The organism is Streptomyces sp. BYX5S, assembly GCF_054724165.1.
Genome location: NZ_CM138829.1, coordinates 1,951,388 through 1,977,243 on the forward strand (window position 1 = coordinate 1,951,388; position 25,856 = coordinate 1,977,243).

The following is a 25,856-nucleotide window of genomic DNA, read 5'->3' on the forward strand; positions in this document are numbered from 1 at the left end:
GGCCACGCACCCCACTTCTCGATTGTTGGGCTACTCGTCGGTAGCATCCTGTCCATGGCAGAGACTCAAGCGGTGGAGGCGCCCCGTCGGGCGGCCAAGGACGAGCGTCGCGCGGCCAAGCTGGCCAAGGAGATCGGCGCGTTCGCCAAGGCCCACGGCGGCGCCGAGGGACAGCTCGCGTACATCGGCGAGCACGGCACGCGCATCGTGCTCGTCGGCGAGGACGGCGGCTGGGGCGACCTGGTGGCCACCACGTACGAGGTGGCGCAGAAGGCCGTCGACAAGGCGGGCATCACCGTCCACGAGGACTTCGACGGCGACTTCGCGGCCAAGGTCGAGACCGGCCCGTACGAGTGGAAGCGCATGGCGGGCATCCAGCTCGGCGGCTGAACCGCACGTTCGGCGGCCCAGTCGCGCGTGTGTACGGGCGGAGATCGAGCAACACCACGGGCCCGTTCACCCGTTAGGACCGGTAGGAGCAGCACGGTCCACACGCGGGGAGCCCGGATGATCGACACGCCGTCCCTCGTGGATCAGTACTGCCACGGGGTGCTGCGTACGGAGCTGGGCCTCGGCACGTTCGAGGCCCACCTCGGCCGGGGCGAGGGGCCGCCCGCCCCCGGCACCACCTTCTTCGACACCCAGACCGGGTTCGCGGTGCGCCGCTGGTGCCCGCCGCTGCTCGGCCTCGAACCGCACTGCCCGCCCGCCCGCTACCTCGCCAGGCGCCGCGAACTCGGCGTCGTCGAGGCGGGCCGCAGGCTGCTGCGCGGCAGCGGCATCACCACGTACCTCATGGACACCGGGCTCGCCGACGATCTGACCGGGCCCGCCGAGATGGCCTCCGCCGCCCAGTGCGAGGCCCACGAGATCGTCCGCCTCGAACTCCTCGCGGAGCAGGTCGCGGACACCTCCGGAACCGTCGAGTCCTTCCTCGCCAACCTCGCCGAGTCGGTGCACGGCGCGGCCTCCGGCGCCGTCGCCTTCACCTCGGTCGCGGGCGTGCGCCACGGCCTCGCCCTCGCGCCGCAGCCGCCGGGCCCGGGGGAGGTGCGCGGCGCGGCGGGACGGTGGCTGGCCGGGCGGCAGGTCGGCGGGGCGCTGACGGACCCCGTGCTCCTGCGCCACCTGCTGTGGATCGCGGTCGCCTCGGGCCGCCCGCTGCAACTGCGCTGGGGCCACCTCGACCCCACCGACCCCGTGGTCCTCGCCGACTTCGCGCGCGCCACGGCGGGGCTCGGCACGGACGTGGTGCTGCTGCACGGCTACCCGTACCACCGGCACGCCGCGCACCTCGCGGGCGTCTTCCCACACGTCTACGCGGACCTGGGGCCCGCGCTCGCCCGGACGGGGGCGCGGGCGGCGGGGCTGCTCGCGGAGTTCCTGGAGCTGGCGCCCTTCGGCAAGCTGCTGTTCTCGACCGGCGCGCAGGGCCTGCCGGAGCTGCACGTCGTGGGCGCGCGGCTGTTCCGCCAGGCGCTCGGGCGGGTCCTCGGGGAGTGGGTCGCCGACGGCGCCTGGTCGCTGGGCGACGCCCAGCGGGTCGCCACGATGATCGCGTCGGGGACGGCGCGGCGGGTGTACGGGCTCGGCTCGGCCTGAGCCCGTACACGGGGCGTCAGACCGCCGAGAGCTCCTGGCCCGACTGCGCCGGCAGGCCCGGCTCGCGCACCGGACGCTCGCGCAGCGACAGCACCACGCGCAGCACCCCGATCCACACCAGCGCCGAGCCCAGCATGTGCAGGCCGACCAGGATCTCGGGGAGGTCCGTGAAGTACTGGACGTAGCCGATGACGCCCTGCGCCAGCAGGATCAGGAACAGGTCGCGCGTGCGGTGCAGCGGGCCCTTGGGGGCGTCGACCGCCTTCAGCACGAACCACAGGGCGAAGGTCAGCGTCACCACGATCCAGGCCAGGACCGCGTGCGCCTTCGAGACCATCTCCCAGTCGAGCGGCATCCGGTGCACGTCGCTGGAGTCGCCCGCGTGCGGACCCGCGCCGGTCACCACCGTGCCGACGACGATCAGCAGCGCGGCCACCGCGACCAGGGCCCACACCAGCTGCTTGATGGCCTTGCCGACCAGCGGACGCGCCTCCGCGTCGCCCTCGCGGGTGCGCTGCCACATCACGACGGCGACCGTCAGCAGGCCCGTGGTGAGGACGAAGTGGGCCGCCACCGTGTACGGGTTCAGGCCGACGAGGACGACGACGCCGCCGAGCACCGCGTTGCCCATCACGATCCAGAACTGGGCCCAGCCGAGCCGGGTCAGCGTGCGCCGCCACGGCTTCTGCGAGCGGGCGGCGATGATCGCCCAGCCGACCGCCGCGCACAGCACGTACGTGAGCATGCGGTTGCCGAACTCGATGGCTCCGTGGAAGCCCATCTCGGCCGTCGAGGTCAGCGACTCGTCGGTGCACTTGGGCCAGGTCGGGCAGCCGAGGCCCGAGCCGGTCAGGCGCACCGCGCCGCCGGTGCAGACGATGATCACCGTCATCACGACGGCGGACATGGCGGCGCGCTGGACGGTCCGCTGAGCGGGGGTCCAGTGCTCGGCGATGAAGGCGAGCGGGTTGCGCAGCGCCCGCGCGGCGTCGGTGGGGGTCAGCTTTGGCACGCGCCCATCGTAGGCGGCCGCTTGTGCACGGCTTCACGAGGGGGACGTAACTGGGCCAACTGTGACGGGGGTTACGTCACTCGGAGGCCGCCGGGCGTCACTCCCAGCGGAAGAACCGGCCCGCCGCGCCGAGGCCCACGACCGCCCAGACGGCGAGGATGCCCAGGTCGCCCCACGGCATCGCCGCGCCGTGCTGGAGCACGTCCCGCAGGCCGTCGGAGAGCGCCGAGATGGGCAGCAGGCCGAGCACCGACTGCGCGGCGTCGGGGAACTTGTCCAGCGGCACGATGACGCCGCCGCCGACCAGCAGGAGCAGGAACACCAGGTTCGCCGCGGCCAGCGTCGCCTCCGCCTTCAGCGTGCCCGCCATGAGGAGGCCGAGCCCGGAGAACGCCGCGGTGCCGAGCACCAGGAGGAGGAGAACGGCGAACGGGTTCCCCTGCGGGGACCAGCCGAGCGCGAACGCGATGACCGTGAGCAGGACGACCTGGAGGATCTCCGTGACCAGCACCGAGAGCGTCTTCGCCGTCATCAGCGCCCAGCGGGGGAGCGGGGAGGCGGCGAGCCGCTTCAGCACCCCGTAGCGGCGCTCGAAGCCGGTGGCGATGGCCTGGCCGGTGAAGGCCGTGGACATCACGGCGAGCGCGAGGATGCCGGGGGCGAGGAAGTCGACGGCCTCGCCGGAACCCGTGTCGACGATGTCGACGGCCGAGAACAGCACCAGCAGCAGCGTCGGGATGACGACCGTGAGCAGCAGCTGTTCGCCGTTGCGCAGCAGCATCTTCGTCTCGAGCGCGGCCTGCGTCGCGATCATGCGGGGGAGCGGGGCGGCTCCGGGGGCGGGGGCGTACGTACCGGCGCCGCGGTGCCTTTCGGTGGCGCTCATCCGCGCAGCTCCTTGCCGGTCAGTTCGAGGAAGACGTCTTCGAGGGTGTGCCGCTCGACGGAGATCTTGTCCGGCATCACGCCGTGCTGGGCGCACCAGGAGGTGACCGTCGCGAGGAGCTGGGGGTCGATCTTGCCGCTGACGCGGTACGAGCCGGGGGTCAGTTCCGCGGCCGCGGCGTCGGCGGGCAGCGCCTTGAGGAGCGAGGCCACGTCGAGGCCGGGACGGCCGGAGAAGCGGAGCGTGTTCTCGGCGCCGCCCTTGCACAGCTGCTCCGGGGAGCCCTGCGCGATGACCGTGCCGGAGTCGACGATCGCCACGTCGTCGGCGAGCTGCTCCGCCTCGTCCATGTAGTGCGTGGTGAGGATGACGGAGACGCCGTCGGCCCGCAGGTCCCGCACCAGGTCCCAGGTGGCGTGCCGGGCCTGCGGGTCGAGGCCCGCCGTCGGCTCGTCGAGGAAGACCAGCTCGGGGCGGCCGACCACGGCCATGGCGAGCGCGAGCCGCTGCTGCTGGCCGCCCGAGAGGCGCCGGTAGGTGGTGCGGCCGCAGCTGCCCAGGCCCAGGCGCTCGATGAGGGCGTCCACGTCGAGCGGGTGGGCGTGCAGCTTGGCGATGTGGCGGAGCATCTCGTCGGCGCGGGCGCCGGAGTAGACGCCGCCGGACTGGAGCATCACGCCGATGCGGGGGCGCAGCGCGGAGGCCTGCTTCACCGGGTCGAGGCCGAGGACGCGGACGGTGCCGGAGTCGGGCCTGCGGTAGCCCTCACAGGTCTCGACCGTGGTGGTCTTGCCCGCGCCGTTGGGGCCGAGGACGGCGATGATGCCGGGGGCCGCCGTGAGGTCGAGGCCGTCGACCGCGGTCTTGGATCCGTACCGCTTCACCAGACCGGTGATGTGGACGACTGGCTCGGTTCGCATGGTGGGCAAGTCTAAGGATGCGGCGCGGTCCCCGGGCCGCCGGGGCCGCGGCACCGTCACGGCACGGCGGGGCGGTTCACCGGCAGCCACTTCTGCGCGTACGCCACGGCGTCGGCGACCGCGAAGAGGCGGCACTCGGCGCCTCCGACGCGGCCGCGCGGCACCGTGGTGTCGGCCTCGAAGGCGGCGCCCAGCTCGTCGAACCGGTCGCTGTCGATGGCCACCTCGCTCACGCGCTCCCACCCGTCGGGCCCCGGCCGCCCGGCGTCCTCCAAGGTGAAGGGGGTCCGGTACTCGGCGAGGTGGAAGCTCGTGCACGCCTCGTAGCCGGCGCCCAGGAGCAGCACGCGCGCGTGCAGCTCCTCAAGGCGCGCCAGCGGGCTGCGTTCCCCGAGCCGGCAGTCGACGGCGTGCCCGTCGGTGACCTCGGCGGCGCGCGCCCCGAGCGCGGCGAAGGAGGTCTGCGGGTGCGCGCTGCGCCGCGCCCCCGGCCACGTGCGCAGGGTCTCGGGGAGGACGCCGACGCCGAGGGTGGGCGAGGTCGCCGGGTCGTAGGCGGGCATCGTCGCCCTGAGGGGCTCCCACCACTCCTCGGGGACCGGCGGGTTCCGCCAGTGCGCCGGGTCGGTGAGGTCGCCGGTCTGTGTCGGGACGACGAGCGTGCCGTGGGAACCGACCGCGTCGAGGAGGGCGTGGACGACGGTGACGGGGCCGCCGCTCACCCACCCGAGGCTGCTGAGCGAGGTGTGCACGAGCAGGGTGTCGCCCGATCGGACGCCGAGCGAACGGAGGTCCGACGCGAGCGTGTCGCGCGTGACGAGTGGGCCGGTCGGAGGGGGTGTGGGCATGGGTGCGAGTGTCCCCGTGAGGGCCTGCGGGCGCCACAAAATTACGCGTCGGCGCGGCCTCCGGGCCACCCGAATTCTGATCGATCAAAGATCGTTTCCGCAGGTCACGCACCGTGTCTACTTAGGTGTACCTAAGTGATGCACGGCACCGTGGGGCGATCACCACACCGCTTGTCAGGGTCTGAGGAATTACGCAACAATGGCGTTGTGAAAAACGTTGGCGAGGGCCCTGAGGAGCTCACGACCGGAGAGCGGTCCACCCGCAACCGCGTCGCGCGCTCCATCCTGGACCACGGCCCGTCCACCGTCGCCGAGCTGGCCACGCGCCTCGGCCTCACCCAGGCCGCCGTCCGCCGCCACCTCGACGCCCTCGTGGCCGACGACGTCGTGGCGCCCAGGGAGCAGCGCGTCTACGGAGCCCGCACCCGCGGCCGCCCCGCCAAGGCGTTCGCGCTGACCGACTGCGGCCGGGACGCCTTCGACCAGTCCTACGACAAGCTCGCCGCGGAAGCGCTCCGCTGGATCAAGGAGCACGCCGGAGGCGACGAGGCGCTCGTCTCGTTCGCCCGCGCGCTGATCGCCGCGCAGGCCGCTCCGTACCGGGCGGCGATCGAGGCCGCGGCCCCCGAGGAGCGCGCCAAGGCCCTGGCGAAGGCCTTGAGCGCGGACGGGTACGCTGCTACGGCGCGTAGCGCACCGGTCGGTGAGCAGCTCTGCCAGCACCACTGCCCAGTCGCCCACGTCGCCGAGCAGTTCCCGCAACTGTGCGAGGCCGAGACCGAAATGTTCTCGCAGCTGCTGGGCACCCACGTACAGCGACTGGCCACCATCGCCCACGGCGACGGGGTCTGCACGACGTTCATCCCCAAGAACACCCCCAATACGACCACCAACGCATCTGCAAGCACGGCCGGGAGGAACCCCGCATGACTCTCCCCATCGAGGAGACTGCCCACCCTGAGCTCGAGGGCCTGGGCAAGTACGAATACGGCTGGGCGGACTCCGACGAGGCCGGTGCCTCTGCCAAGCGCGGCATCAACGAGGACGTCGTCAAGGACATCTCCTCCAAGAAGTCCGAGCCGGAGTGGATGACCAAGCTGCGTCTCAAGGGTCTGAAGCTGTTCGGCAAGAAGCCCATGCCGAACTGGGGCTCGGACCTGTCGGGCATCGACTTCGACAACATCAAGTACTTCGTGCGCTCCACGGAGAAGCAGGCGGAGTCCTGGGAGGACCTGCCCGAGGACATCAAGAACACGTACGACAAGCTCGGCATCCCCGAGGCGGAGAAGCAGCGCCTCGTCGCCGGTGTCGCGGCCCAGTACGAGTCCGAGGTCGTGTACCACCAGATCCGTGAGGACCTGGAGGAGCAGGGTGTCATCTTCATGGACACCGACACGGCCCTCAAGGAGCACCCGGAGCTCTTCAAGGAGTACTTCGGCACGGTCATCCCGGCCGGCGACAACAAGTTCGCCGCGCTGAACACGGCCGTGTGGTCGGGCGGCTCCTTCATCTACGTGCCGAAGGGCGTGCACGTCGAGATCCCGCTCCAGGCCTACTTCCGTATCAACACGGAGAACATGGGCCAGTTCGAGCGGACGCTGATCATCGTCGACGAGGACGCCTACGTCCACTACGTCGAGGGCTGCACCGCGCCGATCTACAAGTCGGACTCCCTGCACTCCGCGGTGGTCGAGATCATCGTGAAGAAGGGCGCCCGCTGCCGCTACACGACCATCCAGAACTGGTCGAACAACGTCTACAACCTGGTCACCAAGCGCGCCGTCGCCTACGAGGGCGCGACCATGGAGTGGGTCGACGGCAACATCGGCTCCAAGGTGACCATGAAGTACCCGGCCGTCTACCTGATGGGCGAGCACGCCAAGGGCGAGACGCTGTCCATCGCCTTCGCGGGCGAGGGCCAGCACCAGGACGCCGGCGCGAAGATGGTCCACATGGCGCCGAACACGTCGTCCAACATCGTCTCGAAGTCCGTGGCGCGCGGCGGTGGCCGCACTTCCTACCGCGGCCTCATCGAGATCGGCGAGGGCGCCCCCGGCGCCAAGTCGAACGTGCTCTGCGACGCCCTGCTCGTCGACCAGATCTCGCGCTCCGACACGTACCCGTACGTCGACGTCCGCGAGGACGACGTGTCGATGGGTCACGAGGCGACCGTCTCCAAGGTCTCCGAGGACCAGCTCTTCTACCTCATGAGCCGCGGCCTCTCCGAGTTCGAGGCCATGGCGATGATCGTGCGCGGCTTCGTCGAGCCGATCGCCAAGGAGCTGCCCATGGAGTACGCGCTCGAGCTCAACCGGCTGATCGAGCTCCAGATGGAAGGTGCCGTGGGCTGACGCCCTCAACGGCCTTCTCCGTCAAGCCACTTACGTAACGAAAGCGAGCACTACGACAGCCATGGCTGAGGCTCCCACCACCATCCCGGCAGGCTCGACGACCGCGGGCGCCGTCGCGGTCGCCGCCGAGTCGACCGTCGCCACCCGCATGAGCGCGCCCCCCTCGTACGACGTGCAGGACTTCCCCGTCCCGCACGGCCGCGAGGAGGAGTGGCGGTTCACGCCGCTGGAGCGCCTGCGCGGTCTGCACGACGGCACCGCCACCGCGACCGGTGACGGCGTGAAGGTCGATGTCGAGGCCCCCGAGGGCGTCGGCGTCGAGCTCGTCGGCCGCGACGACGCCCGTGTCGGCAAGGCCGGCAAGCCCGTCGACCGGGTCGCCGCGCAGGCGTACTCGGCGTTCGAGAAGGCGTCCGTCGTCTCCGTGCCCAAGGAGACGGTCCTGACCGAGCCGATCCGCATCGCGGTGCACGGCGAGGGCGGCGTCGCCTACGGCCACCAGGTCATCGAGCTGGGCGCCTTCGCCGAGGCCGTCGTCGTCATCGACCACACCGGTGACGCGGTGCTCGCCGCCAACGTCGACTACCTGCTCGGCGACGGCGCGAAGCTGACCGTCGTCTCCGTGCAGGACTGGGACGACAAGGCCGTGCACGTCGCGCAGCACAACGCGCTCGTCGGCCGCGACGCCTCCTTCAAGTCGGTCGTCGTCACCTTCGGCGGCGACGTCGTCCGCCTGCACCCGCGTGTGCAGTACGCGGCCACCGGCGGCGAGGCCGAGCTGTTCGGCCTGTACTTCACCGACGCGGGCCAGCACCAGGAGCACCGCCTCCTGGTCGACCACAACACCCCGCACTGCAAGTCGAACGTCGTCTACAAGGGCGCGCTCCAGGGCGACGACGCGCACGCCGTGTGGATCGGTGACGTCCTCATCGAGGCCGCGGCCGAGGGCACGGACACGTACGAGATGAACCGCAACCTGGTTCTGACCGACGGTGCCCGCGTCGACTCCGTGCCGAACCTGGAGATCGAGACCGGCGAGATCGTCGGCGCCGGCCACGCTTCCGCGACCGGCCGCTTCGACGACGAGCAGCTCTTCTACCTGATGGCCCGCGGCATCCCCGCCGAGGACGCCCGCCGCCTCGTCGTGCGCGGCTTCTTCGCCGAGCTGGTCCAGCAGATCGGTGTCCCGGACATCGAGGAGCGCCTGCTCGAGAAGATCGAGGCCGAGCTGGAGGCCACGGTCTGATGACCACGACCTTCGTACGCGCCTGTGGGCTCAGCGAGCTGGAGACCGACACCCCCAAGCGGGTCGAGGTCGACGGCACGCCCGTGTCCATCGTGCAGACGGAGGGCGAGGTGTTCGCGATCAACGACATCTGCTCGCACGCGAACGTCTCGCTCTCCGAGGGCGAGGTCGAGGACTGCCAGATCGAGTGCTGGCTGCACGGCTCCGCGTTCGACCTGCGCACCGGCAAGCCGTCCGGCCTCCCGGCCACCCGCCCCGTGCCCGTATACCCCGTGAAGATCGAAGGGGACGATGTTCTCGTCTCCCTCACCCAGGAGAACTGAAGTCCCCATGGCAACGCTTGAAATCAAGGACCTGCACGTCACCGTCGAGGCGGACAACGCCACGAAGGAGATCCTCAAGGGCGTCGACCTGACCGTGAAGCAGGGCGAGACCCACGCGATCATGGGTCCGAACGGCTCCGGCAAGTCGACCCTGGCGTACTCCCTCGCGGGGCACCCCAAGTACACGATCACCTCCGGCACCGTCACCCTCGACGGCGAGGACGTCCTGGAGATGTCCGTCGACGAGCGCGCCCGCGCCGGTCTCTTCCTCGCCATGCAGTACCCGGTCGAGGTCCCCGGTGTCTCCGTCTCCAACTTCCTGCGCACCTCGGCCACGGCCGTGCGCGGCGAGGCCCCCAAGCTGCGCACCTGGGTCAAGGAGGTCAAGGAGGCCATGGAGAAGCTCTCCATGGACCCGTCCTTCGCCGAGCGCAACGTGAACGAGGGCTTCTCCGGCGGTGAGAAGAAGCGCCACGAGATCCTCCAGCTGGAGCTCCTCAAGCCGAAGATCGCGATCCTCGACGAGACCGACTCCGGCCTGGACGTCGACGCGCTGCGCATCGTCTCCGAGGGCATCAACCGCGTCCGTGAGAACGGCGAGGTCGGCACCCTCCTGGTGACGCACTACACGCGCATCCTGCGCTACATCAAGCCGGACCACGTCCACGTCTTCGCGGGCGGCCGGATCGTCGAGTCCGGCGGCGCCGAGCTCGCCGACCAGCTCGAGGCCGAGGGCTACGACAAGTACGTGAAGGGTGGCGCATCCGCGTGACACAGCTGCCGGGCCTCCTCGACACCGAGGCGATCCGCAAGGACTTCCCGATCCTCGACCGGGTGCTCCACGACGACAAGAAGCTCGTGTACCTGGACAACGCGGCGACCTCGCAGACGCCGCGCCAGGTCCTCGACGCCATCACGGAGTACTACGAACAGCACAACGCCAACGTCCACCGCGGCGTGCACGTGCTGGCCGAGGAGGCCACGGCGCTGTACGAGGGCGCGCGCGACAAGGTCGCCGCGTTCATCAACGCGCCGAGCCGCGACGAGGTCGTCTTCACGAAGAACGCCTCCGAGTCGCTCAACCTCGTGGCCAACATGCTCGGTTGGGCCGACGAGCCGTACAAGGTCGATCACGAGACCGAGATCGTGATCACGGAGATGGAGCACCACTCCAACATCGTTCCGTGGCAGCTGCTCGCGCAGCGCACCGGCGCGAAGCTGAAGTGGTTCGGTCTGACGGACGACGGCCGTCTCGACCTGAGCAACATCAACGAGATCATCACCGAGAAGACGAAGATCGTCTCCTTCGTGCTCGTGTCGAACATCCTCGGCACCCACAACCCGGTCGAGGCCATCGTGCGCCGCGCCCAGGAAGTCGGCGCCCTGGTCTGCATCGACGCCTCGCAGGCCGCCCCGCACATGCCGGTCGACGTGCAGGCGCTCCAGGCCGACTTCGTGGCCTTCACCGGCCACAAGATGTGCGGCCCGACCGGCATCGGTGTGCTGTGGGGCCGCCAGGAACTCCTGGAGGACCTGCCCCCGTTCCTCGGCGGCGGCGAGATGATCGAGACGGTGTCGATGCACTCGTCGACGTACGCCCCCGCCCCGCACAAGTTCGAGGCCGGTACGCCGCCGATCGCGGAGGCCGTCGCGCTCGGCGCGGCGATCGACTACCTGAACTCGATCGGCATGGAGAACATCCTCCGGCACGAGCAGGCGCTCACCGAGTACGCGGTGAAGCGGCTCCAGGAGGTCCCCGACCTGAAGATCATCGGCCCCACCACGGCCGAGGAGCGCGGCGCGGCGATCTCCTTCACGCTGGGCGACATCCACCCGCACGACGTGGGCCAGGTCCTCGACGAGCAGGGCATCGCCGTCCGGGTCGGACACCACTGCGCGCGGCCCGTGTGCCTGCGGTACGGAATTCCTGCGACCACGCGAGCGTCGTTCTATCTGTACTCCACGCCCGGCGAGATCGATGCTCTGGTCGACGGCCTGGAGCACGTACGGAACTTCTTCGGCTGAGGGGCTGCAGACGTGAAGCTGGATTCGATGTACCAGGAAGTCATCCTGGACCACTACAAGCACCCGCACGGGCGGGGCTTGCGGGATGGCGACGCCGAGGTGCACCACGTCAACCCCACATGCGGTGACGAGATCACGCTGCGTGTGAAGTACGACGGCGAGAAGATCGAGGACGTGTCGTACGAGGGCCAGGGCTGTTCCATCAGCCAGGCCTCGGCCTCCGTCCTCAACGACCTCCTGGTCGGCAAGGAACTGTCCGACGCGCGCAGGATCCAGGAGACCTTCCTGGACCTGATGCAGTCCAAGGGGCAGATCGAGCCGGACGACGCGATGGAGGAGCTCCTGGAGGACGCCGTAGCGTTCGCCGGAGTCTCCAAGTACCCGGCCCGAGTGAAGTGCGCCCTCCTGAGCTGGATGGCGTGGAAGGACGCGACGGCCCAGGCTTTCGCTGAGGAGGCGAAGACCGCATGACCGAGAACGCTGTTGAGATGAAGCCGGCCTCCGAGGAGGAGGTCCGCGAGGCGCTGTACGACGTCGTCGACCCCGAGCTGGGCATCGACGTCGTCAACCTGGGCCTGATCTACGGCATCCACATCGACGACGCGAACATCGCGACGATCGACATGACGCTGACGTCGGCGGCCTGCCCGCTGACCGACGTCATCGAGGACCAGGCGAAGTCCGCGACCGACGGCATCGTCAACGAGCTGCGGATCAACTGGGTCTGGATGCCGCCGTGGGGCCCGGACAAGATCACGGACGACGGTCGCGAGCAGCTGCGGGCGCTGGGCTTCAACGTCTGACGCACGCGCGGCTCCCGGCGGGGCGCGGTCGCGGGGCTCTGCCCCGGGCCCCGCTCCTCGATCGCCGGAGAGGCTCGACGGCGAATGGCCCCGGTGGACTTCGGTCCGCCGGGGCCTTTCGCCGTTCGAGGGGGATTCTCAGGCCGCGTGAAGCGCCCCGTTGTGTACGCCCGTACGCAACGATATGTACACTCGTACACATGGGATACGTGCTGCTGGCCGGCGCCATAGCCGCCGAGGTGGGAGCCACCACCGCCATGAAGTACAGCGAGGGGTTCAGCAGGCTCTGGCCCTCGCTGCTCACCGTCGCCGGCTACGTCGTCGCGTTCGCGCTGCTCGCGCAGACGCTGAAGACCGTGCAGATCGGTACCGCGTACGCGATCTGGGCGGGCACCGGGACCGCGATCATCGCGGCGATCGGCATGCTGTTCATGGGCGAGGGCCTGACGCTCGCCAAGGGCGCGGGCATCGTCCTCGTCATCGGCGGGGTCGTGCTGCTCAATCTGGGCGGGGCGCACTGATGGCGGCGGCGCGGCGCTACGATCCCGAGCGGCGCCAGCGGATCATCGACGCCGCGATCCGGGTCGTCGGGGCGAAGGGCATCGGCGGGCTCAGCCACCGCAGCGTGGCCCGCGAGGCCGACGTGCCGCTGGGCTCGACCACGTACCACTTCAAGACCCTCGACGAGCTGATGGTGGCGGCGCTGCGGCAGGCCAACGAGGGCTTCGCGAAGGTCGTCGCCGCGCACCACGCCATCGAGGACCGGGGCAGCGATCTGCCCGCCGAGCTGGCCGCGGTGCTGGGGGAGTGGCTGGCCGGGGACCGGGAGGGCGTGGAGCTGGAGTACGAGCTGTACCTGGCCGCGCTGCGCCGTCCGGCGCTGCGGCCCGTCGCCGCCGAGTGGTGCGAGGAGCTGGCGGAGGTGGTGGCGCGGCGCACCGATCCCGTCACGGCGCGGGCGCTCGTCGCGCTGATGGACGGCATCTGCCTCCAAGTGCTGCTCACGGGCCGGGAGTTCGACGCCGGGTACGCGCGCGAGATGCTGGGGCGTCTGATCCCCTGAGAATTTCCTGTGCGGCCGTGAACCCTGGGGAGGGCCGCGGGGAACAACGGGTGACACGCTCGACTTCCCGCCGCGGACGGAGACCCGACCCAGTGACCGGACCACCCGATCCCGATGCTTCCGGCCCCGGTGCTTCCGATCCCGATGCATTCGGCCCCGATGGCGACGCGCTCGCCATCGCCAGGTCGCTGGAGCAGCCCGAGCTCTTCGCCCGGCTCTACGACCGGTACGCGCCCGACATCCACCGCTACGCGGCCCGCCGCCTCGGCGCGGACGCGGCCGACGACATCACCGCCGAGACCTTCCTGACGGCGTTCCGGGTGCGCGGCCGGTACGACACCACGCGGCCCAGCGCCCGGCCGTGGCTGTACGGCATCACCGCGCACCTCATCGGCAAGCAGCGGCGCAAGGAACTGCGCGGGCTGCGGGCCCTGGCACGTACCGGGCACGACCCGGTCGCGGCCGGCTGGGTCGAGGACACCGCGGACCGGATCGCGGCCCGCGCCCCGCTCGCCGACGCCCTCGCGTCGCTGTCCGCCGCGGACCGGCACGTGCTGCTGCTCGTGGCCTGGGCCGATCTGACGTACCAGGAGGTCGCCGAGGCGCTCGGCATACCGGTCGGGACGGTCAGGTCCCGGCTGAACAGGGCGCGCCGGAAAGTGCGGGCCGCGCTGGGGGCGGCCCCATTGTTCATGGGCGAGATGGCGGAGGCGGAGGTGGTCGGGCCGTGAGCGGGAACTACGGGAGCTACGCGAACCAAGACACGGACGAGTTGCGGGACGTACGGAACTTCCGTGCCGGGGCGCCCGCGCCCGACGCCGGGCGGCTCGCCGAGGGGCGATCCCGGCTCACCGACGCGGCCCGGGCGGGCCGGGTCCGCCGGATCAGGGACGACTGGAGGATTGCCGCGATGGGGGCCGCCGCCGCGATCTCCGCGGTCACCGTGCTCGCTACCGGCCTCGGCGGAGGCGGTCAGGACACCGCGGACCGGGCGACGCCCGCCACGACCGCGCCTGCCCCCACCGGAACCGTGTCTGGCACACCGGCCGAGGTCCTCCGGCGGGCCGCGGACGCCGTCGAGAAGAACCCCGCGGTCCCCGAACCGCGCGACAACCAGTGGATCTACGAGAAGGGCATCTTCGACGGCGGCGGAAGCTGGCCGCGGAGCTCGGATCAGCCGACGCAGAAGCCGAAGCCGAACGAGTCCTGGACGAAGTACGCAGACCTTCGCTTCGAGAACGGCAAGGAGGGCGACGACCGCTCGCGGCGTGAACAGTTCCGCTTCCTGAAGTCACTCCCGGACGATCCGGCCGCTCTCCTGGAGAAGGCCCGCGCCTTTTACCCGGACGACCCCAAGGCCGACCCCGAGCCCAGGGTGCAGCACGACTTCGGCGCCGTGAGGGTACTGCTCACCGCCGACCCGATGCCGCCCGAGGCGCTGGCCAAGCTGTACAGGGCCCTTGCGGCGATGCCCGGCGTGCAGGTCGACCACCGCCTCGTACGAGACCTGGCGGGCCGGGAGGCCATCGTCGTCGGGCTCGACGAGAGCGGCAAGGCGCTGCACCGCAACGAGATCCTGATCGACCCGCACACGTATGAGGTCCTCGGCAGTCGCTGGGTCGTCATCAAGGACTACGACGAAAAGTTCCCCGGAGGCAACACGCCTGACCAACCCTGGAAGACGGGCGACATCGTCTACCAGAGCGCGGAGCTGGCCTCCGGCGTCGTCGACCACCAGGGGGACCGCCCCTGACGTGCGGCGGCGGGGGCGGCGCCCGGCAGCTGAGACGCCGCCCCCGTTGGTTCGCTCGAACGGGGGCCCGCCGATTAAGTTGGGCCCATGACCGACACGACCACCACTGCTCCCCGTTCCACCGGCGCCGTCGCCGCCGGCCTCGCCACCGTCACGACCGACGGCACCGTTCTCGACACCTGGTTCCCGGCCCCCGAGCTGGTCGCCGAGCCCGGCCCGGCCGGGAGCGAACGGCTCTCCGCCGAGAAGGCCGTCGAACTGCTCGGCGAGGGCGCCGCGAAGGCCATCGGTCCCGATGCCCGCCGAGGCGTGGAGACGGTGGCCGTACGGACGGTCATCGCGTCCCTCGACGACAAGCCGCTCGACGCGCACGACGTGTACCTGCGTCTGCACCTGCTCTCGCACCGCCTGGTCAAGCCGCACGGCCTGAACCTGGACGGCCAGTTCGGCTTCCTCGCCAACGTCGCCTGGACCTCGCTCGGCCCGGTCGCCGTCGACAACCTGGAGACGGCCCGCCTGAACGCCCGCGCCGAGGGCCTGCACCTGGCCGTCACCTCGGTCGACAAGTTCCCGCGCATGACGGACTACGTCGTCCCCAAGGGCGTGCGCATCGCCGACGCCGACCGCGTCCGCCTCGGCGCGCACCTGGCCGAGGGCACCACGGTCATGCACGAGGGCTTCGTGAACTTCAACGCCGGCACGCTCGGCACGTCGATGGTCGAGGGCCGTATCTCCGCGGGCGTCGTCGTCGGCGACGGCTCCGACATCGGCGGCGGCGCCTCCACCATGGGCACCCTGTCCGGCGGCGGCAACGTCCGCATCGTCATCGGCGAGCGCTGCCTCGTCGGCGCCGAGGCGGGCGTCGGCATCGCGCTCGGCGACGAGTGCGTGGTCGAGGCCGGCCTCTACGTCACGGCGGGCACCCGCGTCACGATGCCCGACGGCCAGGTCGTCAAGGCCCGCGACCTCTCCGGCGCCTCCAACATCCTCTTCCGCCGCAACTCGGTCACCGGCACGGTCGAGGCCCGCCCCAACAACGCGGTCTGGGGCGGCCTCAACGAGGTCCTGCACAGCCACAACTAGCGTGGGACGGCCGTGACGCACACCGTCCGGCTCGCTCCACCGCTCCGCACCACGCGAGCGCCCTTCCACGGCCCCAGAACGGCCCGGGAGGGCGCTCGCGCGTGTTGGGCAGCCGCACTTGATGGCCATGGTGTTCGAACTCGTCGATCGCCCAGGCCCGCTGGCGGGCGATCACCGGAGCCCACCTGGTCCCACTCGTCCTGGCTGAGGGGCGGGGCGAGAGCGGCCTGCTGGTCGAGCGCGCCGAGAGTCACGCTGTTTGAGGAGAATACTCAGATGACCGTCCACGACACCTACGGCACGAACTCCTATAGGGCCGAGGAGTTGGCCGCGGACGAGCGGGAGGACTCGCCGCTTCCGGGCGCATTGAACTGTGCCGACACGGCCAAGGGTCCGCCGGGCAGGTCTTCGTCCTTAAGCAGCAGGTTGACGAGATCGTTGGCCGGTGCGAGACGAATGCGATCGGTTGTCGTTCGTGAACTTGGCCCCGATGCGGCCGACGCGTTCGATTCAGCGGATGCTGTGCAGCTTGCCTCGTCGGCTGGGCAACCGTCCGGACTGGGCGACTGTGCCGAGCCGCTCTCGGCAGGGCTCGGTTTACGGGTGAGCGGGAGGCGGCCGCCCAAGCCCCGCGCTACCGGTCGTGCAGAACCTCAGGGCGTGTGACCGGCACGATGGTGATCAACGTGTCGAGGCCCTTGAAGTCGTCGGGGTTGGTGGTGAAGAGGGGGAGGTCTTCGGCGGCGGCGACAGCGGCGATCATCAGGTCGGCCACACGGCGGCGGGGTGTGCGGCCCGCGGAGACGACGGCGGCGCAGATTCTGCCGTAGATGCGGGCCGCCTCCACATCGAAGGGGATGGGGTCGAATTCGTTCTCGGCGCGTTGCAGAACGTCCATGCGGCGGGCGCGCTCGGCGTGTTCGTCGTAGTCGCTCTGCTCGCTGCCGCCGCGTACCTGATGCGGACCCGCGGAGAGTTCGGCGAGGGTGATGGCGGTGATGGCCATCTCGGCGGGCAGTTCGTCGGCGTTGATCCACTTGCGCAGGATCATGATGTTCGTGTCGAGCAGGCCCTGCTCGTACTCAACGGGCATACGGGTCGTCCAGCTCCTGCTCGACGACGACGTCCTGGTCGTCGCGGAAGGCCTCCAGGGAGATGTCGGGCGCGGTGCGCGACATGGCCGCGAACTCGGCGCGCGGGACGAAGCGGCGACGGCGCCGCAGCGGGATGAGCTCGCCCACGTGGTGCCCGTCGCGCGTGACGGTGAACGCCTGCCCGCCCTGGACGGCGTCCATGATCTCTTTGGAACGCGTGCGCAGATCGCGCTGCGTGATCTCGGGCTGCGCTGTCATACCGACCACGATAGCGGCGGTGTGCCACGCGGTGCCACACCGTGCTACGGACGTCAAGCCGCCCGGCGGAAGTGGAGGCGGCCGCGGAGGGCCTGGAGGGTGGTGCCGAGGGCGAGGGACTGGAGGAGGGCGCTGGCTGTCAGGGTGGCGGCGAGGAGCCAGTAGGAGGTGTCGCCGGTCGCGCTGATCAGGCCCACCGCCAGGAGGGACGTGGGGGCGGTGAAGAAGAAGGGCCAGACGGCGACGAAGCCGGGGTCCGGGGAGGTGAGCAGGACGATGGATGTGAAGACGACGGATGCGCCGACCAGGCTCAGGTAGATCGCTGACGCCGGGTTGGTGACGGTCAGGCGCAGGAGGGTGCGGGCGGTCATGTCGGTGGCTCCCCGTTTCTGTGGCTTCTTCCTGTTCCCATCGTGCTGGCGGGGCGGGGCGCCGTCATGAGTATCCGTACCTGGTTCGGGTGGGTCAGGGGGACCAGGGGTGCCAGGTCGTCGAGCGGGCCAGGTCGGAGAGTTCCGTCGACGTCAAGGGGGGAGTGGGTGTGTTTGGCGGGCCCTTCTTCGCGTTCTCCGCGTTGGCCGCCGTCAGGACCACGCGGGTGCCGTCCTTGCGGAGCAGGTCGGCGGTGCGCTGCACCAGGTCGCCGTGGCGCTCTTGGTACGTGAGCAGGACCGAGCCGTCGGAGAGGTTGCGCGCCGAGCAGTCGGAGAGGGTCGTGCCGGGGGCCGACCGGGCGGGGCAGGAGTAGAACGTGCGCAGCTGCGCGCGGGAGGCCGGCTGCGTTCGCTTGCCGTCCTCGGCGTGCCGCGCCGCCGCCGACTTGTCGGGGGACACCGCTCCGCTCTTGTCCGTCGCCCGCGACGACTCGCGGGCCGCCTCCTTGGTGAGGGCGTCTGCGGCCGTCAGCTGGAAGTTGCCCTGCACGCTGACCGTGACCTCGGTGCCGTGCAGCAGGAGGCGGCCGCCCGCCGCGGGGCGCTTCGCGTCCTCGGCGGCGCCGTCCCACCAGCGGGCCCCCGTCGTACCGTTGTCCGGCAGCAGGCCGCGGAGTTCCGTCACCGCCTGCTTCCCGGTCAGCGGCGTCCCCGACGCGGAGGCGGCGGCCGGGGAGAAGTCGGGGATGGTGACGCCGCTCGCCTGCGACGGTGCCGGGTTCGGGGCGCCGCCCGAGACCAGGACCACCACGGTGAGCGCGCCCGCGCACGCCGCGGTGCCCGCGCCCCACAGCGCCCTGCGGCGGGCGCGCATCCGGCGGCCGCGGGTCAGGCCCCCGGCCACCAGGGTGTCGGTGCGGACGGGCGCGTCGTTCGCGTAACCGTCCAGGAGGGTGCTCAGGTGCCGCTCGAAGTCCGCTTGCCGCCGGTCGGCCGTGTCGTCCCCCGCCCGGCGGTGGTCCGCTCGTGTCATCTCCGCTCCCTCCCTACTTCCCCGTGAGGATGTCGTGCTGGCCCGCCAGGGCGCCGCGCAGGACCTTCAGCGCCCGCATGCTGCGGATGCGCACATTGCCCTCGCTCAGGCCCAGTTCGGCCGCCGTCTGGGCGACGCTGCGGTCCTCCCAGTAGCGCAGGACGACCACGGCCCGGTCCCGCGGCGGAAGCTGTGCCAGTGCGTTCACCAGCGTCAGCCGCAGGGCCGGGTCGTGGGCGCCGGACAACTGCTCCGGCAGCTCACCCACCGGCTTCTCGTATGTCCGATGCAGCCGGGCATACGAGAGGTAGGTGCGCATCAGCATCGCGCGCACGTACGCCGGTGGGTGATCGGCCTTGCGTACCCGTCGCCAGGAGACGAAGACCTTGCCCAGGGTCGTCTGCACCAGGTCCTCGGCGAGATGGTGGTCCCCGCAGACCAGCAGCGCCGCCCGGAGCAGGCTCGGGCTGATGGTCCGCATGAACTCCTCCATCTCCTCGGTCCGGTGCGCTGATCCGCGCATCTGGGTCCCCTCCTGACCATGCGTACGCTCCACACCTTTGACGCCTTGGCACGGTGGTCGCGTTACAGCTTCCCGGTGTCGATTTCCGTTCTGCCCGCACGCGTTCGGGGCCCCCGGACCGGATCGGTCCGAGGGCCCCGAACGTACGCGGATTCAGCGCCGCAGCGCCTCCGCCGGCTGGATGCGGGCCGCCCGCCACGCCGGGTACAGACCCGCCACCACACCGGTCACCAGCCCGATGACCGGCGCCGACGCCACCGTCGACGTGTGCAGCACCGGCGTCCAGTCCCGGGCGATGGCGACGCCCACGACGGTCAGGGTGCCGAGGCTCGTCCCGATCAGCCCGCCCAGCGCGCCCATCGCCCCGGACTCCGCGAGGAACTGCGCCGTGATGTGGCCGCCCCGGGCCCCCAGCGCACGCCGCAGCCCGATCTCCCCGGTGCGTTCCAGGACCGCCACGAGCGTGGTGTTGGCGATGCCGACCGCGCCGATGACCAGGCAGATCGCGGCGAGCAGCAGGAAGAGCTGCTGGAGGTCGTCCGTGACGTTGCCGCGCAGGGTGCGCGGGTCCGGTGGCGGGACGGACTTGAAGTACTCGGGGTGGTCGGGGCGCAGGGCCGTCGCCGCGAGGCGGGCGACCTGGCGGGCGGCGCCCATCTTCGTGGAGACGAGCATCTTGGCGCCGCCGGCCTGCGGCTCGCCCCACGTCTTCAGCGCGGTGGAGCGCGGGACGACGACCGACAGCAGCAGGTCCGCCTTGCGCTCCACGTCGTCGACGATGCCGACGACGGTGAACGGCTGGTCCCCAATGAACAGCGCGGGCCGCGTCTCCAGGGTGGTGATGCCGAGCCGCCGCGCCATGCCGGCGCCGATCACGACGACGGGCTGCGCGGTCCTCTCCGCGTACTCGTCGTAGATCCGGCCCTGTGCCATGTGCGGCACCGCCGCCTCGATGACGCCCGGCGACGCGGCGACGATGCCCGCCCGCTCGCCGTCCGCCGCGTCGCCGACGGGCGAGGAGCGGACGGTGGCGTCGGTGCCGCGGGTGTCCACCGTCCAGTACACACCGGCGTGTTCGACCCCGGAGAGCCGCTCCACCCGCTGGTCGGCGTCCTTGGGGAAGGCGAGGTGGACGAACTCGTTCTGCTCGATGCCCACGTCCTCGATGTTGACCTCGGTCGCGGTCAGCGCGTTGAAGCGGGAGTCGATCTGCGAGGACGTCGTCGCCGTGAGCCCGAGGATCGCCACGAACGTGCCGACGCCGAGGACGGTGCCGAGCGCGGTGAGGGCGGAGCGGGCCGGACGCTGGAGCACCCCGGCGAGTGACTCGGCGAGCAGGTCGCGCGGGTTGAGCACGGACGGCTCGACGGCCCGGTCGCCGCGCCCGCGGCCCGGCCACCGCAGGGCGGGACGGCGCCGGTCGGCGCCGCGGTGCCGGCTCATACCGCCACCCGCTCGTGCAGGACACCGTCGCGGATGGCCACCGTACGGGCGCCGCGCGCCGCGACGGCCGGGTCGTGCGTGATGACGAGGACCGTCATGCCCGAGCGGTGCAGCTCTTCGAGGAGGACGAGGACCGACTCGGCGTTCTTGCTGTCGAGGTTGCCGGTGGGCTCGTCGCACAGCAGCAGCGAGGGCCGCGACACCAGCGCGCGGGCGATCGCCACCCGCTGGCGCTCACCGCCCGACAGCCGGGTCGGCGCCGCGTCCAGCCGGTGCCCGAGCCCGACCTGCTCCAGCGCCTGCCGGGCACGGCCCGCGCGTTCGGCGCGCGGAGTGTCGTTGTAGACCATGGCCAGCTGCACGTTCTCGCGGGCGCTGCGGTGCGGCAGCAGGTGGAAGGACTGGAAGACGAACCCGATGCGCCGGCCGCGCAGCGCCGTGCGGTCGCTGTCGCGCAGCGCGCCGGTGTCGATGCCGTCGAGCAGGTAGCGGCCCTCGGTGGGCGCGTCGAGCAGCCCCGCGATGTTCAGGAACGTCGACTTGCCGGACCCGGACGGGCCGACCACGGTCACGAACTCGCCCTGTTCGATGCGGAGTTCACAGGGCAGCAGGGCCGGTACGGGAGGGGGTCCCGGATAGGTCAGGGCGACCCGCTGGAACTCGATGACGGGCGGTCGCGCCGCCCCTTCGGCGCCGCTCACCCGGCGTCCCCCGAGCCGGACCGGACCCCGGTGACGACCTCGTCGCCCTCGGCGAGGGCCGCGCCGTCCACCGGCCTGACCTCGACATAGCCGTCGCCGTTGGTGCCGGTGCGGACCGCGACCCTGCGCTGCTTCCCACTCGACGTGACGACGGTGACGACCGTGCCGCCGTCCGACGCGGCGGAGACGGCGGAGACCGGGACGACGAGCGCCTCGCCCTCGGTGGACGCCGCCTCGACGGTGAGCCGCACGTCCTGGCCGACCGCGCCCGAGGCGAGCGGGGTGTCGGGCGCCACGACCATCCGGTAGCCCTGCGCCGCGGACTGCTGACCGGAGCCCGACTCGCCGCCCGCGTCCGACGCGGCGGAGCCGTCGTCGCTCTGCTCGGCGGCCTCGGGGGTGTCCGCGACCGACCGCACCTTCGCCTTGGTCGTCGTGCCGGTCTGCTCTTGCAGGACCTCTGCCTTCTGCCCGGCCCTGACCAGGCCCTTCTGGGCCTCCTGGAGGTAGCCGTCCACGACGAGGCGGCCCGCCGACAGCGTCATCACCTTGCCGGTGACGGCCGAGCCCAGCACCGCGGACACACTGTCCACCCGCGCCGGGAACGCCGACAGGTACACGACCTCCGAGGCCGGGAGCATGGGCCCCGCCTCGGCCTGCGCCTCGCTCAGCCGCGTGCGGGCCCGCTCCAGATCCTGCTCGGCGCGCTCCGCGGCCCGCCGGGTCTCCTGCGTCGAGCGCGCGTCGCGGGCGTCCTCGGCGTCCTGCGCCGTCCGCTCGGCCGTGGTCACGGCGTCCTGCGCGTCCTGCACCGCGGTGGCGCCGTCGGTCTGCGCGGAGACCGGGTCGTAGCCGATGGAGGTGTAGAACGCGGCCAGGGCGCGGCGGGTGCCGGAGCCGAAGGTGCCGCGCGCGTCCGGGTTCGAGGCGTGCCCCAAGTCGGCCAGGGCGGACTGGAGTTGGGCCACGTCGTCGCCGGTGGCCCCGGACTTCAGGTCCCGGTAGACCGGCACCCGCCCCTTGAGCGCGAACACCGGACGCCCGGAGACCTCGGCGATCACCTGCCCCGCCGTGACCTTCGCGCCGACCGGCTTGGGCGCCTTGGTGACGACGGCCCGGCTGGTGCCCGTACCGCCCGCCGCGCTCGACACCTGGACGTCGACGGACTGCCCGGCCACCACCGTGCCGCGCAGCACGACGGAGTCCTTCAGCACCCGCTTCTCCACGGGCGCGGTCAGTACGCCCTGGTGCGGGGCCTTGGCCTCGGCCGCGACCTGCGCGGGCGACCTGACCACCAGCGACGCGGCGACACCGGCGCCGGTCAGCACCAGCGCGCCGCCCGCGACGAGGGCCACGACCCGGCGCCGCCGCCCGAGCCCGGAGGCCGCGCCGCCGTCCTCGGCCGGTGTCCCGCCGCCGCGCCGCCGTCGGCCGCGCCCCGTCCGCGGCGGGCCGCCGGCCTGTACTTCCTCCTGGCCCGGCACGTCGGCGGTGTCGCGGGCGCTGCGGGCTTCGGATTCGATCATCGCGTCTCTCCAGGCCGGTGGCGCCCGGCACTCGTCGTCTGGTGACCGTCAGGTCCCGATCCGCACTTCACACGTCGTGGACGCCTCGAAGTGCCCGCCGCGTTACGCGAGATCGGCCGCCAGCTTCAACTGCTTGTCCATCCGCTTCTTCACGTCGTCCAGCGCCTCGGCGTTCTGCTCGATCATCTGCTTCTGGTAGGCGACGTCGACGGCGTACCAGACGCCCAGCACGTTGTACTTCCGCTTGCAGGCGACGTCCGCGGAGGCGACCTGCTGTTCGCGCGGGGTGGCGGTGGTCGTCTTCTGCCACTGCGGGTCGTCGCTGGCCTTCATCGGGTCGGCGTAGGTGTAGCCCTTCTCCTTCATGCAGGCCGACCACTTGGTGAACACCGCCCGGACCCGCTTGTCGTTGTACGACTTGGCCCAGCTGTCGGTGTTGACCTTCACGACGACGGGGGCGTCGCCGAAGCCCTGCGCGGAGGTGGCGCCCAGCTTGCGGTTGGCCTGCCCGATGCAGCCGCCGGCCGGGACCTTCTTGCCGTTGATGTCCTGACCGCCCTTGGCCTCGGTCGAGCCCGGCTTGACGTTCGCGTCCTCGGTGCCGGTCAGGGCCGTGGTCGCGGCGGGCGACAGCTTCAGGGGGGCCGGCTTGACGACCTTCTTCTCGGAGCCCGCGGGCTTGTAGCCGTGCACGGCCACTTCGTCGGCGTCGGTCATGCCGTACCGGAACTGCGTGATGCTCTTGGGCTGGTACATGCCCTGTGCCTTCTGGTCCTGGTACGGGAACCCGAAGTCTTTCATGCAGTCCTGACGGAGCGTCACGACCGCGTTGTTCAGCTGGTCGGTCTGGTCCTTGGTGTACATGTACGCCTCGACCGGCAGCGACTTGTCCGTCGTCGAGGCCAGCTTGGGCACGGCCGCGGTGCGCGGCGCGCCGCTCCCGGTGGCGCCCCCGGAGCCGTCCGAGCCGGAGGAGGAGTCGCAGCCGGTGACGGCCAGCACGGCGGCGATGCCGCCGAACGCGATCAGGGAGAGGGAGAGAGGGTGCCTGCGCATGGGGATGCTCATCCTTCGGGTGACGTTGGTTCTCTCGGACGGGAAGGCCACTGGCTAGACTGCGAAGCGGGGTGTGCTGCCCAGCTGCATTGGGCAGCACACCCTCTTGTTCACTTCGTCAGACGCCTTGCGCACCGCGATCCGTTACAGAGGTGGAGGGCGGCGGGTGGCGTACCGATGAACCAGGTCGGCCTGTCGGGTCGGCCTAGTAGAACTTGCCCGACGCGTTCTCGTTCTTGAGCGTCGTGTTCAGGTTGGCCTGACCGCCGGCGCCGATGGACTGGGAAGCCCCGGTGAAGCCGCTGTTGTAGTAGATGCGGATGCCGTTGTAGAAGTCCCAGTTGTCCACGGACGCCGTGTTGTTCTTCACCGGCTGGCCGGCACCGGCGCTGCCGGCGGCGCTGGCGCTGAAGTAGTAGCCGGCGTAGTTGGAGATGTCGAAGTACTGCCGGTAGAAGGCACCGGAGTAGTTGCTGTTGTAGTAGAGGCACGCGTAACCGCTGGTGCAGGACTCGGCGGCGTTCGCGGTACCGGCGGTCGACAGCGCGGTGCCGATACCCGCGAGGGTGACGGCACCGGCCACGACCAGTCTTCTGACACGCATGAACATGTCCTTCGTTCGGGAACGGCGGCATCCGGAAGATCAACTGCCGTTCTTTCTGGGGTAGTTGACGCCACCTGATGCGCTCTCACGATCACTCCCGGCGGCGCCCGGCAGGAAATGTAGGCGTCCGGTCACCCCGGAACAACAGAGTTGATCTCGGTGGCCTGAACCGGTTCATCGCGACCTGCGCCGGTCCGCTGATCACGCACCGCTACCCCGCTCCTGGTGCGGTCCGGGAGCGGCGACGGAGCGCGATCACCGAGAGGTTCGGAAATAGCAGGGAAAGTCCTTGATTTCCGTTTAAGTGGAATACTGGCCACGCATTTGGATGCCTTCATTCCATCCGCCGCAATCGGGATGAAGCGGGCGCACCACGTCGCGGATGTTGGCCGAACTTCACCCCTGTTCGACGAACAAATGATCGAGTGCTGCGCGCAGGGCCGCGGTGGTCTCCGGGTCGGCGGACCGCAGGGGCGGGCGGACCGGGCCGCCGAGGAGCGCCTTGACGGTGACCGTGCCGGGCAGGCCCGCGTTCATCATCAACTGGGTCAGCGGGACGGTGAGCCGCTGGCGCCGCGCCGCCTCGGCCGTGTCCCCTGCGTCGTAGGCGTCGATGACGGCGCGGAAGGCCGCGGGCGCCACGTTCGACACCGTCGAGACGTAGCCCGCGCCGCCCAGGGCGTAGAGCGGCAGTACGTACTCGTCGCAGCCCGTGTAGTACGCCAAGTCCGTCTCGCACATGACGCGTTCCGTGCCGAGCAGGTCGTACGCGCAGTCCTTGACGGCGACGATCCGGGGGTGCGCGGCCAGCCGGATCATGGTCTCCGGTTCGATGCGGGTGCCGGTGCGGCCGGGGATGTCGTAGAGCATCAGGGGAAGTTCCGTTGCGTCGGCGACGGCGCGGAAGTGCGCCTCGACCGCGTCCTGGGGCGGCCGGCTGTAGTACGGGGTGACCACCAACGCGCCGTCGGTGCCCGCTCGTTCGGCCTGACGGGTGAGTTCGATCGTGTGAGCGGTGTCGGACGTGCCGACGCCGGCGACGACCGTGGCGCGGCCGTCGACCGCGGCGCGCACCGCCCGTACGAGGTCCGTCTTCTCGGTGTCCGTCGTGGTCGGGGACTCGCCGGTCGTGCCGGACAGGACGAGTCCCTCGCAGCCTTCGGTGACGAGACGGTCGGCGAGTCGCTGGGCGGCGTCGAGGTCGAGCGCGCCCGACGGCGTGAAGGGCGTGACCATGGCGCACAGCGCACGGTTGAACGGGGCGGATCGGGTGGTCTTGTCGGTCATGAGGGGAGTGTCGGCCTCGTGACTGTGCAGCTCCACTTAATT

At 71.0% G+C, this 25,856-nt stretch carries 30 protein-coding genes and 1 pseudogene; 16 read left to right on the plus strand and 15 right to left on the minus strand.

Features of this window, described 5'->3' with window-relative positions; genetic code table 11:
* Positions 1-54: 54 nt before the first annotated feature.
* Together ACYBSK_RS08760 and ACYBSK_RS08765 are read left to right on the plus strand one after the other, a co-directional pair.
* A complete protein-coding gene (locus ACYBSK_RS08760) occupies positions 55-390 on the plus strand; it encodes a hypothetical protein (RefSeq protein WP_457476311.1) in 336 nt (111 codons plus the stop codon).
* A gap of 117 nt (positions 391-507) precedes the next feature.
* Positions 508-1,602, plus strand: a complete 1,095-nt coding sequence (locus ACYBSK_RS08765) for an amidohydrolase family protein (RefSeq protein ID WP_460245696.1) — start codon at positions 508-510, stop codon at positions 1,600-1,602.
* 16 nt (positions 1,603-1,618) lie between these two features.
* On the opposite strand, the gene ACYBSK_RS08770 is transcribed toward ACYBSK_RS08765, so the two are convergent.
* From ACYBSK_RS08770 to ACYBSK_RS08785, 4 genes are all read right to left on the minus strand, one after another.
* Positions 1,619-2,605 carry a COX15/CtaA family protein gene (locus ACYBSK_RS08770; RefSeq protein WP_460246984.1) on the minus strand — a complete coding sequence of 329 codons (987 nt, stop codon included), beginning with the start codon at positions 2,603-2,605 and terminating at the stop codon, positions 1,619-1,621.
* Between the two features lie 106 nt (positions 2,606-2,711).
* Positions 2,712-3,500: an ABC transporter permease gene (locus ACYBSK_RS08775; RefSeq protein WP_460245697.1), complete on the minus strand. Its 789-nt coding sequence runs from the start codon at positions 3,498-3,500 to the stop codon at positions 2,712-2,714.
* Positions 3,497-4,420: an ABC transporter ATP-binding protein gene (locus tag ACYBSK_RS08780; protein ID WP_460245698.1), complete on the minus strand. Its 924-nt coding sequence runs from the start codon at positions 4,418-4,420 to the stop codon at positions 3,497-3,499. The genes ACYBSK_RS08775 and ACYBSK_RS08780 overlap by 4 nt, the downstream gene beginning before the upstream one ends.
* 56 nt (positions 4,421-4,476) lie before the next feature.
* Positions 4,477-5,268 (minus strand): AAC(3) family N-acetyltransferase, encoded by a 792-nt coding sequence (locus ACYBSK_RS08785; RefSeq protein ID WP_460245699.1) that lies wholly within the window; start codon positions 5,266-5,268, stop codon positions 4,477-4,479.
* Between the two features lie 207 nt (positions 5,269-5,475).
* Between ACYBSK_RS08785 and ACYBSK_RS08790 the strand changes: the two genes are divergently transcribed.
* The 14 genes and pseudogenes from ACYBSK_RS08790 to ACYBSK_RS08855 all read left to right on the plus strand — a co-directional run.
* Complete coding sequence (locus tag ACYBSK_RS08790; protein ID WP_460245700.1) at positions 5,476-6,198, plus strand: helix-turn-helix transcriptional regulator; 723 nt, start codon at positions 5,476-5,478, stop codon at positions 6,196-6,198.
* On the plus strand, positions 6,195-7,619 hold the full coding sequence (gene sufB, locus ACYBSK_RS08795; RefSeq protein ID WP_457476317.1) for a Fe-S cluster assembly protein SufB: 1,425 nt from the start codon (positions 6,195-6,197) through the stop codon (positions 7,617-7,619). Before ACYBSK_RS08790 ends, sufB begins: the two co-directional genes overlap by 4 nt.
* Before the next feature lie 61 nt (positions 7,620-7,680).
* Positions 7,681-8,865: a Fe-S cluster assembly protein SufD gene (gene sufD, locus ACYBSK_RS08800; protein ID WP_457476318.1), complete on the plus strand. Its 1,185-nt coding sequence runs from the start codon at positions 7,681-7,683 to the stop codon at positions 8,863-8,865.
* On the plus strand, positions 8,865-9,188 hold the full coding sequence (locus ACYBSK_RS08805) for a non-heme iron oxygenase ferredoxin subunit (protein ID WP_457476319.1): 324 nt from the start codon (positions 8,865-8,867) through the stop codon (positions 9,186-9,188). The genes sufD and ACYBSK_RS08805 overlap by 1 nt, the downstream gene beginning before the upstream one ends.
* A 7-nt stretch (positions 9,189-9,195) precedes the next feature.
* Positions 9,196-9,960 carry a Fe-S cluster assembly ATPase SufC gene (sufC, locus tag ACYBSK_RS08810; protein ID WP_255969546.1) on the plus strand — a complete coding sequence of 255 codons (765 nt, stop codon included), beginning with the start codon at positions 9,196-9,198 and terminating at the stop codon, positions 9,958-9,960.
* Entirely contained in the window at positions 9,957-11,213 is a 1,257-nt protein-coding gene (locus tag ACYBSK_RS08815; RefSeq protein WP_460245701.1) for a cysteine desulfurase, read from the plus strand. The genes sufC and ACYBSK_RS08815 overlap by 4 nt, the downstream gene beginning before the upstream one ends.
* 12 nt (positions 11,214-11,225) lie before the next feature.
* The gene (sufU, locus tag ACYBSK_RS08820) at positions 11,226-11,684 is read left to right on the plus strand and encodes a Fe-S cluster assembly sulfur transfer protein SufU (RefSeq protein WP_457476321.1); all 459 of its coding nucleotides are present in this window, start codon (positions 11,226-11,228) and stop codon (positions 11,682-11,684) included.
* Complete coding sequence (locus tag ACYBSK_RS08825; protein ID WP_018533312.1) at positions 11,681-12,016, plus strand: metal-sulfur cluster assembly factor; 336 nt, start codon at positions 11,681-11,683, stop codon at positions 12,014-12,016. Before sufU ends, ACYBSK_RS08825 begins: the two co-directional genes overlap by 4 nt.
* A gap of 200 nt (positions 12,017-12,216) precedes the next feature.
* Positions 12,217-12,537 carry a DMT family transporter gene (locus tag ACYBSK_RS08830; RefSeq protein ID WP_457476322.1) on the plus strand — a complete coding sequence of 107 codons (321 nt, stop codon included), beginning with the start codon at positions 12,217-12,219 and terminating at the stop codon, positions 12,535-12,537.
* On the plus strand, positions 12,537-13,079 hold the full coding sequence (locus ACYBSK_RS08835) for a TetR/AcrR family transcriptional regulator (RefSeq protein WP_457476323.1): 543 nt from the start codon (positions 12,537-12,539) through the stop codon (positions 13,077-13,079). The genes ACYBSK_RS08830 and ACYBSK_RS08835 overlap by 1 nt, the downstream gene beginning before the upstream one ends.
* A gap of 92 nt (positions 13,080-13,171) precedes the next feature.
* Complete coding sequence (locus ACYBSK_RS08840) at positions 13,172-13,810, plus strand: RNA polymerase sigma factor (RefSeq protein WP_460245702.1); 639 nt, start codon at positions 13,172-13,174, stop codon at positions 13,808-13,810.
* Entirely contained in the window at positions 13,807-14,832 is a 1,026-nt protein-coding gene (locus ACYBSK_RS08845; RefSeq protein ID WP_460245703.1) for a CU044_5270 family protein, read from the plus strand. The genes ACYBSK_RS08840 and ACYBSK_RS08845 overlap by 4 nt, the downstream gene beginning before the upstream one ends.
* An 87-nt stretch (positions 14,833-14,919) precedes the next feature.
* Positions 14,920-15,915 carry a 2,3,4,5-tetrahydropyridine-2,6-dicarboxylate N-succinyltransferase gene (dapD, locus tag ACYBSK_RS08850; protein WP_457476326.1) on the plus strand — a complete coding sequence of 332 codons (996 nt, stop codon included), beginning with the start codon at positions 14,920-14,922 and terminating at the stop codon, positions 15,913-15,915.
* 121 nt (positions 15,916-16,036) lie between these two features.
* Positions 16,037-16,178 (plus strand): annotated as a pseudogene (locus tag ACYBSK_RS08855) (IS256 family transposase); the annotation flags it as partial.
* 371 nt (positions 16,179-16,549) lie between these two features.
* Here the strand turns inward: ACYBSK_RS08855 and ACYBSK_RS08860 are convergent.
* The 11 genes from ACYBSK_RS08860 to dapA form a co-directional block, all read right to left on the minus strand.
* Positions 16,550-17,008 carry a type II toxin-antitoxin system VapC family toxin gene (locus ACYBSK_RS08860; RefSeq protein ID WP_457476327.1) on the minus strand — a complete coding sequence of 153 codons (459 nt, stop codon included), beginning with the start codon at positions 17,006-17,008 and terminating at the stop codon, positions 16,550-16,552.
* Entirely contained in the window at positions 16,998-17,267 is a 270-nt protein-coding gene (locus ACYBSK_RS08865; RefSeq protein ID WP_460245704.1) for a type II toxin-antitoxin system Phd/YefM family antitoxin, read from the minus strand. Before ACYBSK_RS08865 ends, ACYBSK_RS08860 begins: the two co-directional genes overlap by 11 nt.
* Before the next feature lie 53 nt (positions 17,268-17,320).
* Positions 17,321-17,638, minus strand: coding sequence for an SCO4225 family membrane protein (locus ACYBSK_RS08870; RefSeq protein WP_460245705.1), 318 nt, complete (start codon positions 17,636-17,638; stop codon positions 17,321-17,323).
* Positions 17,639-17,732: 94 nt separating this feature from the next.
* A complete protein-coding gene (locus tag ACYBSK_RS08875; protein ID WP_460245706.1) occupies positions 17,733-18,674 on the minus strand; it encodes a hypothetical protein in 942 nt (313 codons plus the stop codon).
* 13 nt (positions 18,675-18,687) lie between these two features.
* Complete coding sequence (locus ACYBSK_RS08880; protein WP_457476331.1) at positions 18,688-19,197, minus strand: SigE family RNA polymerase sigma factor; 510 nt, start codon at positions 19,195-19,197, stop codon at positions 18,688-18,690.
* Positions 19,198-19,350: 153 nt separating this feature from the next.
* Positions 19,351-20,640 (minus strand): ABC transporter permease, encoded by a 1,290-nt coding sequence (locus ACYBSK_RS08885; protein WP_460245707.1) that lies wholly within the window; start codon positions 20,638-20,640, stop codon positions 19,351-19,353.
* The gene (locus tag ACYBSK_RS08890) at positions 20,637-21,341 is read right to left on the minus strand and encodes an ABC transporter ATP-binding protein (protein ID WP_460245708.1); all 705 of its coding nucleotides are present in this window, start codon (positions 21,339-21,341) and stop codon (positions 20,637-20,639) included. Before ACYBSK_RS08890 ends, ACYBSK_RS08885 begins: the two co-directional genes overlap by 4 nt.
* Positions 21,338-22,867, minus strand: a complete 1,530-nt coding sequence (locus tag ACYBSK_RS08895; protein ID WP_460245709.1) for a peptidoglycan-binding protein — start codon at positions 22,865-22,867, stop codon at positions 21,338-21,340. Before ACYBSK_RS08895 ends, ACYBSK_RS08890 begins: the two co-directional genes overlap by 4 nt.
* Positions 22,868-22,969: 102 nt before the next feature.
* Entirely contained in the window at positions 22,970-23,923 is a 954-nt protein-coding gene (locus tag ACYBSK_RS08900; protein WP_457476335.1) for a hypothetical protein, read from the minus strand.
* Positions 23,924-24,128: 205 nt separating this feature from the next.
* On the minus strand, positions 24,129-24,527 hold the full coding sequence (locus tag ACYBSK_RS08905) for a hypothetical protein (protein WP_460245710.1): 399 nt from the start codon (positions 24,525-24,527) through the stop codon (positions 24,129-24,131).
* A 396-nt stretch (positions 24,528-24,923) separates the two neighbouring features.
* Positions 24,924-25,814, minus strand: a complete 891-nt coding sequence (gene dapA / locus ACYBSK_RS08910) for a 4-hydroxy-tetrahydrodipicolinate synthase (protein WP_460245711.1) — start codon at positions 25,812-25,814, stop codon at positions 24,924-24,926.
* Positions 25,815-25,856 lie beyond the last annotated feature (42 nt).

Bases quoted from the DNA above. Each gene is read 5' to 3' on its own strand.
- ACYBSK_RS08805 (WP_457476319.1), top strand. From the start codon at position 8,865: ATGACCACGACCTTCGTACGCGCCTGTGGGCTCAGCGAGCTGGAGACC.
- ACYBSK_RS08775 (WP_460245697.1), bottom strand. From the start codon at position 3,500: ATGAGCGCCACCGAAAGGCACCGCGGCGCCGGTACGTACGCCCCCGCC.
- ACYBSK_RS08825 (WP_018533312.1), top strand. From the start codon at position 11,681: ATGACCGAGAACGCTGTTGAGATGAAGCCGGCCTCCGAGGAGGAGGTC.
- ACYBSK_RS08875 (WP_460245706.1), bottom strand. From the start codon at position 18,674: ATGACACGAGCGGACCACCGCCGGGCGGGGGACGACACGGCCGACCGG.
- ACYBSK_RS08885 (WP_460245707.1), bottom strand. From the start codon at position 20,640: ATGAGCCGGCACCGCGGCGCCGACCGGCGCCGTCCCGCCCTGCGGTGG.
- ACYBSK_RS08905 (WP_460245710.1), bottom strand. From the start codon at position 24,527: ATGCGTGTCAGAAGACTGGTCGTGGCCGGTGCCGTCACCCTCGCGGGT.
- dapD (WP_457476326.1), top strand. From the start codon at position 14,920: ATGACCGACACGACCACCACTGCTCCCCGTTCCACCGGCGCCGTCGCC.
- ACYBSK_RS08780 (WP_460245698.1), bottom strand. From the start codon at position 4,420: ATGCGAACCGAGCCAGTCGTCCACATCACCGGTCTGGTGAAGCGGTAC.
- ACYBSK_RS08895 (WP_460245709.1), bottom strand. From the start codon at position 22,867: ATGATCGAATCCGAAGCCCGCAGCGCCCGCGACACCGCCGACGTGCCG.
- ACYBSK_RS08765 (WP_460245696.1), top strand. From the start codon at position 508: ATGATCGACACGCCGTCCCTCGTGGATCAGTACTGCCACGGGGTGCTG.
- ACYBSK_RS08870 (WP_460245705.1), bottom strand. From the start codon at position 17,638: ATGACCGCCCGCACCCTCCTGCGCCTGACCGTCACCAACCCGGCGTCA.
- ACYBSK_RS08830 (WP_457476322.1), top strand. From the start codon at position 12,217: ATGGGATACGTGCTGCTGGCCGGCGCCATAGCCGCCGAGGTGGGAGCC.
- ACYBSK_RS08900 (WP_457476335.1), bottom strand. From the start codon at position 23,923: ATGCGCAGGCACCCTCTCTCCCTCTCCCTGATCGCGTTCGGCGGCATC.
- dapA (WP_460245711.1), bottom strand. From the start codon at position 25,814: ATGACCGACAAGACCACCCGATCCGCCCCGTTCAACCGTGCGCTGTGC.
- ACYBSK_RS08760 (WP_457476311.1), top strand. From the start codon at position 55: ATGGCAGAGACTCAAGCGGTGGAGGCGCCCCGTCGGGCGGCCAAGGAC.
- ACYBSK_RS08785 (WP_460245699.1), bottom strand. From the start codon at position 5,268: ATGCCCACACCCCCTCCGACCGGCCCACTCGTCACGCGCGACACGCTC.
- ACYBSK_RS08865 (WP_460245704.1), bottom strand. From the start codon at position 17,267: ATGACAGCGCAGCCCGAGATCACGCAGCGCGATCTGCGCACGCGTTCC.
- sufB (WP_457476317.1), top strand. From the start codon at position 6,195: ATGACTCTCCCCATCGAGGAGACTGCCCACCCTGAGCTCGAGGGCCTG.
- sufC (WP_255969546.1), top strand. From the start codon at position 9,196: ATGGCAACGCTTGAAATCAAGGACCTGCACGTCACCGTCGAGGCGGAC.
- ACYBSK_RS08880 (WP_457476331.1), bottom strand. From the start codon at position 19,197: ATGCGCGGATCAGCGCACCGGACCGAGGAGATGGAGGAGTTCATGCGG.
- sufD (WP_457476318.1), top strand. From the start codon at position 7,681: ATGGCTGAGGCTCCCACCACCATCCCGGCAGGCTCGACGACCGCGGGC.
- ACYBSK_RS08835 (WP_457476323.1), top strand. From the start codon at position 12,537: ATGGCGGCGGCGCGGCGCTACGATCCCGAGCGGCGCCAGCGGATCATC.
- ACYBSK_RS08860 (WP_457476327.1), bottom strand. From the start codon at position 17,008: ATGCCCGTTGAGTACGAGCAGGGCCTGCTCGACACGAACATCATGATC.